General features: G+C 37.9%; 11 protein-coding genes and 1 other annotated feature. Of the genes, 9 read left to right on the top strand and 2 right to left on the bottom strand.

The features are described 5' to 3' along the window. Positions 1–127 precede the first annotated feature (127 nt). The 4 genes from AAHB15_RS15095 (at position 128) to AAHB15_RS15080 (ending at position 2,447) form a co-directional block, all read left to right on the top strand. On the top strand, positions 128–328 hold the full coding sequence (locus AAHB15_RS15095) for a hypothetical protein (protein WP_335575473.1): 201 nt from the start codon (positions 128–130) through the stop codon (positions 326–328). A gap of 96 nt (positions 329–424) precedes the next feature. Continuing rightward, positions 425–643, top strand: a complete 219-nt coding sequence (locus tag AAHB15_RS15090) for a hypothetical protein (RefSeq protein WP_335575474.1) — start codon at positions 425–427, stop codon at positions 641–643. A gap of 216 nt (positions 644–859) precedes the next feature. After that, positions 860–1,675: a hypothetical protein gene (locus AAHB15_RS15085; protein ID WP_342042723.1), complete on the top strand. Its 816-nt coding sequence runs from the start codon at positions 860–862 to the stop codon at positions 1,673–1,675. A 70-nt stretch (positions 1,676–1,745) separates the two neighbouring features. Then, positions 1,746–2,447, top strand: coding sequence for an HAD family hydrolase (locus AAHB15_RS15080; protein WP_342042722.1), 702 nt, complete (start codon positions 1,746–1,748; stop codon positions 2,445–2,447). A 102-nt stretch (positions 2,448–2,549) separates the two neighbouring features. Here the strand turns inward: AAHB15_RS15080 and AAHB15_RS15075 are convergent, their stop codons facing one another. Next, positions 2,550–4,451, bottom strand: coding sequence for a BglG family transcription antiterminator (locus tag AAHB15_RS15075; RefSeq protein ID WP_342042721.1), 1,902 nt, complete (start codon positions 4,449–4,451; stop codon positions 2,550–2,552). Between the two features lie 161 nt (positions 4,452–4,612). On the opposite strand from AAHB15_RS15075, the gene AAHB15_RS15070 reads away from it, so the two are divergent. The 4 genes from AAHB15_RS15070 to AAHB15_RS15055 are packed head-to-tail and all read left to right on the top strand — an operon-like array spanning position 4,613 to position 8,014. Further along, positions 4,613–4,921: a PTS sugar transporter subunit IIB gene (locus tag AAHB15_RS15070; RefSeq protein ID WP_144565697.1), complete on the top strand. Its 309-nt coding sequence runs from the start codon at positions 4,613–4,615 to the stop codon at positions 4,919–4,921. Positions 4,922–4,948: 27 nt separating this feature from the next. Beyond that, a complete protein-coding gene (locus tag AAHB15_RS15065; RefSeq protein ID WP_335573356.1) occupies positions 4,949–6,199 on the top strand; it encodes a PTS sugar transporter subunit IIC in 1,251 nt (416 codons plus the stop codon). 23 nt (positions 6,200–6,222) lie between these two features. After that, on the top strand, positions 6,223–6,585 hold the full coding sequence (locus AAHB15_RS15060; RefSeq protein WP_335573357.1) for a PTS lactose/cellobiose transporter subunit IIA: 363 nt from the start codon (positions 6,223–6,225) through the stop codon (positions 6,583–6,585). After that, the gene (locus AAHB15_RS15055) at positions 6,578–8,014 is read left to right on the top strand and encodes a glycoside hydrolase family 1 protein (protein WP_335573358.1); all 1,437 of its coding nucleotides are present in this window, start codon (positions 6,578–6,580) and stop codon (positions 8,012–8,014) included. The genes AAHB15_RS15060 and AAHB15_RS15055 overlap by 8 nt, the downstream gene beginning before the upstream one ends. A gap of 164 nt (positions 8,015–8,178) precedes the next feature. On the opposite strand, the gene AAHB15_RS15050 is transcribed toward AAHB15_RS15055, so the two are convergent. Further along, positions 8,179–9,474 carry an amino acid permease gene (locus AAHB15_RS15050; RefSeq protein ID WP_335573387.1) on the bottom strand — a complete coding sequence of 432 codons (1,296 nt, stop codon included), beginning with the start codon at positions 9,472–9,474 and terminating at the stop codon, positions 8,179–8,181. 167 nt (positions 9,475–9,641) lie between these two features. Further along, positions 9,642–9,869 (bottom strand) — a binding site (T-box leader). A 184-nt stretch (positions 9,870–10,053) separates the two neighbouring features. Here AAHB15_RS15050 and brnQ point away from each other — a divergent pair. After that, positions 10,054–11,406, top strand: coding sequence for a branched-chain amino acid transport system II carrier protein (gene brnQ / locus AAHB15_RS15045; RefSeq protein WP_335573359.1), 1,353 nt, complete (start codon positions 10,054–10,056; stop codon positions 11,404–11,406). Positions 11,407–11,814: the final 408 nt, after the last annotated feature.

Here is an 11,814-nt window from a genome sequence, read left to right as displayed (position 1 = left end):
TTATTTAGATTTACAAGTGTGACCAAGTCTATAAAAAAATTGTTCTCCCCGTAAGACGCCTGCATAAAATATGAGAAATCCGTCCATACTTTCAGTAGAAAAAGAAATAGTTTTGGAGGTTATGCAAATGGGGAGAGATTTAGAGAGCATTTTTAGGGAGTTAAAAACAGTAAAAAGCAAGGAACTGGAAGAGTGTAATATAGAGCTCGACAGCAAAAATAACAACTTGGTTGTGAAAAAGGCATTATTAGTGTATAAACATGAACTTCTTGAGTGTTTAGAAATGTACGACCTTTATCTAGATAAAAAAGAAACTCTTTTATTATAGTGAAAGGCTCCTTTAGAAAGGGGCCTTTTTCCATTCCATTTAATAATACTTCCCCCGTCTGCTGAATAATTATAGATATGTGAAAGGGGAAATAAAATGGACAATCATGATTTCTTTCAATTTTTACTATATAAACTCATATCTCTTTCAGTCCAACTTATCTTACTTTATATCCTTGTCCTATTATGTGAATGGTTTGCTGAAAAAAAGGGCTATAACCTATTCGAACGGTCGTTTTTAGTTACACTCGTCTCACTTCCAATATTAACATTCATTATTTGGACAATCATTATCGCTAGATTTAAATTGTTTTAGAAAAAACAAAATGATCCTAAAATCAGCTCAAATATCAAAAAACGGCTCCAAATTTCACATTTGAAGCCCAAATAGAGACATAAAGCACCAAAATCGCCTTCAAATTCGAAAAAGCGGAATTCGATTTACCGAGCTAAACCCGATATCGTGGAGATGCCAGATATGTCAGATTCGATGACATACGGCACCAATTTTGCGATGAAAGGGTGTTAGCTAATGTTCAATCTTAAGTCAGGAAATATTGAAGGATTCGAACAGTTTTCGCAATTCAGTTCACTTCCGGAATTCAATCACCATATCGAGATGTGGATGTTAGAACATAAGCAAGATTTTTCAAAAGGAGAGTTAATGGGATTAAAGAGATTGGTACGTTACGCAGCTAAAATCCCCGGCGTTTGCAATGCCAAAATTGGCACCATCTTAAAAGCCATCCACGAAGAATATAAGGACCTCGGCATCTCTCGTTCTACTTTTAAACGGATGATCCTTAAAGCCACGAAATTGGGCATTCTCACTGTCTTCGAGACCGAAAGAAAAAACGGTTCACAGTCGAGTAATCTATACCAGTTTAATCGTTTTCCCTCAAATGAACCACCCAAAGAGGAAATAATGAACTCCCCTAAAGAAGCTAGTAATCTTTTAAAAACTGAAAAAGATCAAAAGATAAAAGAACGTATAGAAGAACCGTCCAAATTAGATCATACATACGTAAGCGATCGTGTTCCACAGCCTTTTGTTCAGCAAGTTAACTACTTTTTTAACGATGCAAAATCCATCGAAGAGTTTTGGAAAACAGCAAAAATCACGGCCTACCGCAATTCATGGGAAAATGATCCTGAGGTCATCCTTGATATTGCCATTCAATCCTTTAAGCAGCTCATTCGGAAACTAAAGTTTAACCGAAATATTAAGAACCCATATGCCTATTTTTACGGGATAACAGAAATCAAATTTTGCAACCTTTTTCATAAAAAGCTTCATGATGAGTTTGAGTTGAACGATCAAGAGATCGAATTTAGAATCGTTTCCTAAGAGGGCTTCCTTTGAGTTCCGCATTTCACTATAATAGAAGAGTTGAATGCCACGAATAGGAGTGTAGCGCATGAAATCGATTTTCTTCGACCTAGATGATACATTATACGACCAACTCCAGCCCTTTCAAGAAGCGTATACTAGAGTTTTTTCAACGTTCACCGATATTTCGATTCTAGAACTCTTTAAAAAGAGCCGCGAGTATAGTGATAAAGTGTTTGCGCTGACAGAGTCTGGAGAAATGTCATTAGAAAAGATGCATCAATATCGCATGATCAATGCCTTTAAAGATTTCGGATATACGATTACGACAGAGGAAGCAGATGACTTTCAGAAGGAATACAAAGATCAGCAATACAAGGTCACCCTTATTCCAGAAATGAAAAATATCCTTCAATATTTAAGCAATAAGGGCATTCCTGTTTATGTAACCACAAACGGTCCTTCCGCCCATCAGCGGTTAAAACTAGAATCACTAAATCTCTCACAGTGGTTCCCAAAGAACAATATCTATATCTCTAGTGAAGTGGGCTATGCAAAGCCGCATAAGGATTTCTTTGATTATGTTAATGGAAAAACCAATACATCTGGTTCCGATTCCTATATGATTGGAGATTCTTTTGAGAATGACATAATAGGAGCCCATAATGCTGGTTGGAGCTCAATATGGATTAATAACAAGAAAAAAGCAAGGACGATTGAACATATTCATCCAACATATGAGACAAATTCCTATCAGCAGCTTGAAGGGCTGATAAAATTACTATTTTAAGCTCTTAAAGCTGATCAAGCCACTATATCAAAAAATGTCCCAAAATAAAAATACCTGAAAAATCGCTGTGGATTATTCAGGTTTCTTCTAGTCATTGTATATTTAGTAACATGAAACTAATATATCAACAAAACTCTTGTAATCCTCTGCATTCATGATTAGAGAAACATTCCCATCTACAGTAAAAATGGTGGCAAGTGAATCCACTACCTCATGGAATATTCTCCTATCATCTTTACTAACGGAGAAAAGTAATACAACATTAACCGTGAGATCACCCCACTTGATCCCCCTATCACTGATCAGAACAAACATACCCGTCTTTTTCGCATTCATTTTGATTGCGTGAGGAATTGCTATACGGCCAAAAGCCGTGGACGACATAGCTTCACGTTCTATTACATTTGCAAGGAAATTAGAATCGACGAACTCCTTTTGTTCCATAATTGTGCACATTCTAGTGAGGATTTCCTCTTTTGTCCCAGTAAAATCAATCATTTCAAATAGTTGCTGTTCCGTAATCGCCTCAATATTACTCTTAAAGGAATTTTTTCTTTTCGATTCTTTAAGATCATTAATTTTTTGGGCCACTTTGTTTTGATCAACGCTTGTAAAAAATGGATTAATTAATACATATGGAATCTTCGGAACAGAATTTAGTTGGACAGCTGAGATAATTAAATCACAATTTAAAACGTTCAAATCGCCCTCGTTGGTTACTATATGTTGAATTAGAAGGTCTTCACCAAATTGCTTGGTCAACTTTTCAGTAATCTGCACGTTGTAATTGTAATAAAACGGAAAAAGAATGGCGCAAGTAATTTTGGAATGAGCCTGCTTTTGCATCTCTAAAGCATAGCCTAAATGAAAGGCCACATAGGCGATCTCATCATCATTCATTGTGTATCCCGTTTCTTCCTTAATCGTATAGGATACATGAACGGCACAGTCATAGATAGAAGGACAATTCAGCTTAATCGTTGAAGTCAAAGGATTTTTACTCACAAAATCATTTTCTAAACGCATGATTAAATTTTTAATATGAAGGGTGAACCGTACCAAAAAATCCGGATCCCCAATCACAATGTAATAATTACTTCGCAAGTCTTCAATGATTTTCCCTACTAGATTTAAGCATCGTATTCCTGCTACATCCTGCAAATCTGACAGCTGCAAGTGCATGAAGTTAACACTTGTCCCACTGCTGGAAATAAGCAGAGCCAGGTCACGAATTTCTCCCTCGGAATACTCTACACCAAAGTGCTCCTCAAGTCTTTTGGCAATCTCAATTGCGATTTTGTATTCCTTTTCCAGACTGGCTTCTCCATCCACTTGTTTTGAAAAAATAAAGCCGTTTTCCATTCGGTCAATTGCGATGGCAATGTGAAGGATAATGTTGGTAAGGGAATAATCATTAGTAAAATAGTGAAAGTTTGAAAAGACTTCCGCAATGACATCGCGGATATAGTCGATATCATAGCCCTCAAAAGATGACCTAAGCTTATCAATATCAAGAAAGTTATCATTTGTTTCACTATAAAGTATGGAACTCATTAATTTTCGTTTACTCTTTTCTTGTCCAACCATTTCAATAGAGTCACCAGACATCCTAAGTTCCAAATTATAATCCGCTAAACGTTTTTTGACCTTACGTAAGTCCCCTTTTAAAGTGACCTCACTGATATATAATTCATCACTTAAATCAAAAATATTACGTGGACCATCAGCATTCACAAGACTTTTTAATAAATATTCCGCTCGTTCTTTTGGTGTTTGTGGTATCGACTTTTCCAACGAATTTAAAAATGGGGTTAATTTTTCTATTTCTACTCGGTATCCCTTTTTTGATGATATAATCAACTCTTTTTCCATTGCGTTTATATCGGCAATATAGGTTTTCACACTTCTTTTTGAAATACCTAATGAGTTAGCAAGCTGGGCTGACGAAGTCCAGTCTTGTTGAGTACTCAGATGACGAAGTATATTTCTGTATTTTATATTCATAAATCTAGCCTCATTTCATCTTAAAAAGGTCGATTTGCACTACTAAATATATATATTTGCACCACCCCAGTGTAAAGGATTATTGGAAAGATTCCAATATTAATTTTATAGTAGGGTTGTAGAAAAGAAAACGCTATCAAAATATTGGAGGGGTTATTTTCATGGGAAAATTAAATGTATTACTAGTATGCGGATCTGGGGCAAGTTCTGGTTTTATGGCTTCAAATATTCGGAAAGCTGCTGCGAAACGTAACCTTGATATTAACATTAAAGCACGCGGTGAGGCAGAAATTGAAAATTACATTGATGAGATCGATGCCTTAATGGTGGGCCCTCACTTAGCCTATATCTTAGACGAAATCGAGGATTATATCGGTGATGCTGATGTGAAAGTTTTATTAATGAAGCCTTCCTACTATTCTACCTTAGATGGAGAGGCTGCTTTAGAAGATTTATTGAAGGAATTCTAAAACTTAACGAATCGAGGTTAGCCATATATGGAGAAACTGATTAATTGGCTAGAAAAAGACTTCGCGCCAAGAATGAACAAAATTAATCATAATGTATGGGTCATAACGCTAAAAGACTCTATCATGCAATTACTTCCATTTATCTTATTAGGTTCTTTATTTTGTTTATTAACCATCCCTGGAGATGTATTCCACATTAAAAACTACCCTAATTTCTGGACACTGTTCGGTTGGACAATGGGGTTGTTATCGCTATTTGTTTCTTTCCTAATTCCATTTAACTTAATGGAGAAGAAACGTATGCGTAAGCAACGTATGATTGCTGGGTGTACTGGTCTTATCACTTTCTTAATTATTATTTCACCTCAAGTCATTGCAGATAAAACGGTTGGTTTTAGTCATGCTTCATTAGGTTCTGGTGGTATGTTCGTCGCTATCGTGGCAGGTGTATTTACCGGCTGGATTATGGGACTGTTCGGATCATTCTCGTTCTTTAAAGAAGAGTCCGTTATTCCTGATTTTGTCCGCGCTTGGTTTGATGCGATGCTTCCTATTGCGGTTGTGATTGTGGCAACGTGGTTAGTTGTAGACATTGCTGGCTTTGATTTATACAACACGATTTTGAAGATATTTATGCCTCTGGCAAAAGTAATGGAATCACCTTGGGGCTTCCCGTTGATCATGTTTATTACCTGTTTCTTATACACAATGGGAATATCCACTTGGGTGCTGACTCCAGTAACAAAGCCTGTTCTTTTAGCTGCGATTACAGCGAATGCTACTGCTGGAGCCTCAAATCTTGTAACTTCTGAAACAATGTATTCGGCTTACCTGTGGGTCGGAGGCATCGGTACTACATTGCCATTAGTTATCATGCTGGCTTTTTCAAAAAGTGCGAAACTCAAAGCACTTGGCCGAGCCAGTATTACTCCTAGTATTTTCAATATTAATGAGCCAGTCGTATTTGGGGCGATTGCCTGGAACCCCATCATGATGTTCCCAATGTGGATTATCGGAATTGTCCTGCCAATCATCATTTGGGTTTTCACAAAGGTCATTCACTTTGCTCCAATTCCAAAAATTGTATTTGATTTGTGGTATGTTCCTTTCCCAATTTCAACTTGGATTACAACAGGTACAATATCCGGGCTTATCTTAATGTTTGTCTGCGTGCTGGTCGCTTCCGTGATCTGGTATCCATTTTTTAAAGTATATGAAAAACAAGAAATAAAAAACGATGTAAAAGAAGTAAAAACGGAACTAAGAAAAGCGAAATAATGATTCTGAGGAGATATGAAAATATGATTTCTGAAAAAACTGCTGAGAATGCCATGCAAATCATACTCCATGCTGGAGATGCCAGGGTTCATTGTATGAATGTATTAAAAGCCATTGAAACAAGTAATTTTGAAAAAGCCAAAGCAGAGATGAAACGAGCAAATGATGAGATCGTTAAGGCCCACCGTATTCAAACCGATGCCATTTCAGAAGAAACACAAGGTGAAAAAGGTGATTATTCCGTCCTCTTTGCCCATGCACAAGATACATTAATGACGATTTATAGTGAGATAAACATCGCCAAACGAATGATTAAGATTTTCGAAATGTATGATACTAGGTTAGCAAAATTAGAAAAAGCAGAAAAGGAGAACGACCATGAATAAAGTACCAACAGGTTTCCCTGAAGGCTTCTTATGGGGTGGAGCTATTGCCGCTAATCAGGCAGAAGGTGCATATGACATTAATGGAAAAGGATTAAGCGTAGCGGATATTAACGAATATCGCGCCGACATTCCGATTGAGAAAAAGTCAAATCTAGAAATTGACACCCGATACATTGAAGAAGCTTTAAATAGCACCGACCGTATTTTTCCTAAACGCTGGGGCATCGACTTTTATCATACGTACAAAGAAGATTTGAAATTATTAGCCGGGATGGGACTTAAAACGTTTCGAACTTCCGTTGCATGGACACGCATCTTCCCTAAGGGGGATGAATTAGAACCGAATGAAGCGGGACTACAGTTCTACGATGATTTATTTGATGAAATTATAAAAAATGGAATGGTTCCGATGATTACCATCTCACATTATGAAATGCCTTTATACTTAACAACGGCTTACAAAGGCTGGTATTCTCGTGAACTGATCGATTTATTCAATCGTTTTTGCAAGGTCTTGTTTGACCGTTACCACGAAAAGGTGAAACATTGGATTATCATCAACCAAATTAACCTAATTGTGCATGAGTCCTTTAACCATTTAGGTATTGCAGAAGATAAAGTCGATAACCTGCTTCAGGCAAAATATCAAGGTGTTCATAATGAAATGGTTGCTTGCGGACATGCCACAAAATATGCTCGTGACAACTATCCAGATTTACAAATTGGCATGATGTTATGTGGCGGACCAACTTATGCTGCAACTCCTAAACCAGATGATGTTTTGGCGACCGTTCGCCACAATCAAATGGAATATTTCTTTTCGGATGTATTATTGCGTGGATACTATCCTGGTTACGCATTCCGATATTTTAACGATATTGGCATTAACATTGTATTTGGCGAAGGGGATGAAGAAGCGCTAAAAAATACGGCAGACTTTATGTCCTTCTCATACTACTACACTCGGATGTGTGATGCCGAAAGTTATGCAAATGGAAATCAAGATCATCGTAACCCACAATTAGATGCAAACCCGTGGGGCTGGTCAATCGACCCGGTTGGGTTGAGAACTTTTCTTAACCTCTTCTACGATAGATATCAATGTCCCATCTACATCACAGAAAACGGGGTGGGATACTATGATAAATTAGAAGACGGTAAAATTCATGACCCCTACCGTATTGACTACTTACGGGCACATATCGAACAAATGAAGGAAGCAATCAAAGACGGGGTCGATTTACGCGGTTACTATGCTTGGGGCCCTATCGATATTGTCAGCTGCTCCTCATCGGAAATGTCTAAACGTTACGGTTTCATTTATGTTGATCAAGATGATTATGGCCATGGCAGCAAGAAACGTTTATTAAAAGATAGTTATCATTGGTATAAAAAGGTGATTGAAACGAACGGAGAAGATTTAACCTAATCAATTTAATATTTTTATAGACTCCTTTAAAAAGGGGTCCTTTTTTGTGTCGAGTACTTTTCCCATTTTTATAGTTACATACTTTCAAAAGGATAATAGCCTATACAAAAAGCCTCTATCAACTTTGATAGAGACCTTTTAAAGTTAATTCACCGGCTCTTTTCCTAAACTCCAAGATTACTCTGCTTTTTACCGGCCATAACCGAGCAAATGACTAAAATGATCAGAATACCTAAACAAACAAAAATACTTAATCGGTTCTCCTTGCTGAAGGCAAATACCACACAGCTAATAGTCAATGCCGCTGCCGTAAAGGCTGTCACATAAGGAAATCCCCATACATGAAAATGCGGCAGCTGGCTATACGTCTTACGAAGCTTCAATTGAGCTAAACAAATCGCAATCCACACCAAAGACACCGTAAATCCCGGAATCGCCATCAAATACCCAAACACACGGTCTGGTGAAAAATATGCAACAAACGTCCCCCCGACAAGAACGACAGCACTCAAGATCACACTGTATAACGGAACCCCGTTCTTAGCAACAAATGAAAACTGTTTCGGCGCTTCCCCTTCAGCCGCTAAGGAATATAACATCCGAGTACAGCCATAGATACCTGAGTTTGCTGCAGACAATACAGCGGTAATAAGGACAAAATTCATGATATGGGCAGAGCCTGGAAATCCGACGGCCGATAACACTTGGACGAACGGACTATCCTGATTGCCGACTTCATCCCACGGAATTAACCCACAAATGATCAGGATAGGGACTGTATAGAAGATCACAATCCTCCAAATGACTCCTTTAATCACCTTAGGTAATACCTTTTCGGCATCCTTTGTTTCTGTTAACGTCAATCCAATCAGTTCTGAACCACCATAAGAAAAGATAACAATTAATAGGGCAGAGAACACGCCTGACCAGCCGTGTGGAAAGAATCCCTGGTGCTGCGAATAGTTTTGTAGATAGTGAGTTTCATTGCTAGGGATCACCCCAAACAAAATACATGCACCTAGGATAATAAATAACACAATCATGGTAATTTTAATACCAGCGAACCAAAATTCGAACTCTCCGTACTTCTTAACATTCATAAAGTTGATAGCGACAATAAAAATTGCACTAATAAAGCTCAATGACCATAAAGACATCGAAGGAAACCAGTACTGCAGAAAGCTTCCTGCTGCTATTACCTCAATCACACAAACGGTGAGCCACATGAAACAGTACAGCCACCCAATGACAAATGAAACTCTAGCTCCAAAGGCTAATCGAATAAATCCTTTCATATTCAGCCCAGGATAGGCAATCGCCATTTCGGCAATGGCACTCATGACAACAAGCAGCAATATTCCTGCGAAAAGATAAGAAAATATAACAGCGGGCCCCGCAATCGATACGGTTTCCGATGTCCCTTTAAATATACCTGTGCCAATCGCTCCCCCGATTGCCATCAATCGGATATGCCGTGGCAATAATCTTTTTTGTAATTCCAATATAGTTTCCTCCTATTTAATATAACTTTTTAAAGGGTCGCTCATTTACCGCGATGGGTAGCCGGGCACTCCCTCAGGCAATGAAAATCGCCCAGCAAATACAAAAAGTCCCTACTGATCAAATCAGTAGGGACGACTTTTTATCGCGGTACCACCCTAGTTGCAGACAAAGTCTGCCTCTCGACTTTGTTAACGGTCCATCGACCGTCTTTCCCTCATAAAGGTCCACTTTATTTCGAAAAAGATGCTCTGGGATCGAAGTTCATCCTTATCTTTGTACTGATTCGCACCTTCCATCAGCTCTCTAAAAACAGTGAGATAAGCACTACTAATATTCCCTTCATTGCTCAATTATGTAAATTTTAAAGAAGTAGTTCCAAATTTCAAGTATGTTCTGTATTATAGAATTTGAATTATTATTCTGTCAATAATTTTTCAAAATAATATATTAGGAAAGATTTTTGTCAGCAACTCCTATAGCTTACTACTAAAAAAGGTGTTAAAATGAATCAAATTCAACAAGAAGGAGCACATATAATGCAACAAAAAATATCCTTTTCAACCTATGCAGTCATCGGTACCATGCTGTTCGGAATGTTCTTTGGTGCAGGTAACTTAATTTTCCCTATCCAAATGGGACAACTTGCCGGAACAAACTTTTGGCCAGCTTTAATCGGCTTCCTAGTTACAGCAATAGGCCTCCCGTTTATGGGAATTTTGGCATTTGGTTTATCCGGAAGTAACGGACTACGTGACTTAGCAGGCCGTGTCCATCCAATATTCGGCGTCGTCTTCGCAATGGCTCTATACTTAACCATTGGACCATTTTTCGCGATTCCGCGTACAGCAACCGTACCATTTGTGGTTGGTTTCGAACCATTTATTAATCCAGAGCACACCAGTTTATATCTCGGGCTCTTTAGTTTTCTATTTTTTGCCATCGTTTATTATTTCTCATTAAATCCAGCAAAAATTATCGACTATATTGGAAAATATCTAACACCGGCATTTTTAGTTTTTTTATTCTTCTTAATTATTATTGCGATCGTCAAGCCGATGGGACACTTCGATAAGCCGACAGGCGACTATAGCGGATTGGCTTTTATTACGGGCTTTAAAGAAGGATATAATACGATGGATGCCCTCGCATCACTAGCTTTTGGGATTGTTGTCATCAATGCTATTAAAGGACAAGGGATCACCGACACGAAGACGATTGCGAAAGCAACTTGGAAATCAGGTATCTTCGCTATGGCACTAATGATGCTGATTTACGGCCTCATCACCTATATGGGGGCATCAAGCGTATCGGCCATCGGTACATTCGATAATGGCGGGTTGATCTTTGCTAAGGTTGCTCAGCATTATTTCGGACCATTCGGGGCGATTTTACTTGCGATTATTATCGTACTAGCATGTTTAAAAACTAGCATTGGTCTTATTACATCGTGCAGTGAATTTTTCAATAGTGTTTTTCCAAAAGTAAGCTATAAAATGTTCGTACTAATCCTATGCCTGGTATCATTTATCATCGCCAACTTTGGCTTAAACAATATTATTCAATTTGCAGTGCCGGTACTAATGTTATTATATCCTTTAGCGATTGTTCTGATTTTGTTGGCTCTCGGCTCCTCATTATTCAAACATAAGCAAAGTGTCTATGCAGCGTCTATGTTTCTGACTTTTTGTGTGAGCTTCTTCGACGGTTACAGCACATTAGCAGCCAGCTTACCAGGAGCGACTAACGCATGGTTCGAATCAATTAAAGCTGCCTATATTGAGTATTTACCGCTTTACAGTATTGGGCTTGGCTGGATCTTACCAGCTGTAGTTGGTGCGATTATCGGGTATTTTTGGCCAACGAGCTCTAAAAAAGTGGCTGTTAATTAATAGTAATCAATGGATGTCCCAAAAGTATAACTTTTAGGGGCATCTTTTTTTGTTCAAAATTAGTCTTCAGATTTAACCGTTGGCCTTTGTGGACGTTTTTAAACTAATAAAACTGTTTATTTTGCACGTGAAAATGAAAAGGTCTAATTCGGGTTCTACGCAGATCTTTATATCCACCTTTCGCTTGGTGTCCTAAAGAACTAACGATTATCACTGTTGAAAATACGAGTAATAGCTTCTTCAATTTAGATGAACATTCCTTCTTTTTATCATATAGTTTAAAAGTTTACACCCAAATCTAGTTGCTATTCAATAGTTTTTTCATGATTTATCTAAATAATTAAAACCTTCACACTAGACTGTCATCAATAAAATGAAGAAACTCCCCATCTTTGTTAGAAGGGGAGT

Source organism: Bacillus sp. OTU2372 (assembly GCF_038440275.1).
Taxonomy (GTDB): Bacteria; Bacillota; Bacilli; order Bacillales; family Cytobacillaceae; genus Neobacillus; species Neobacillus bataviensis_B.
The sequence above is the reverse complement of the archived record's forward strand: the minus strand, read 5'-3'. Positions and strand labels throughout refer to the sequence as shown.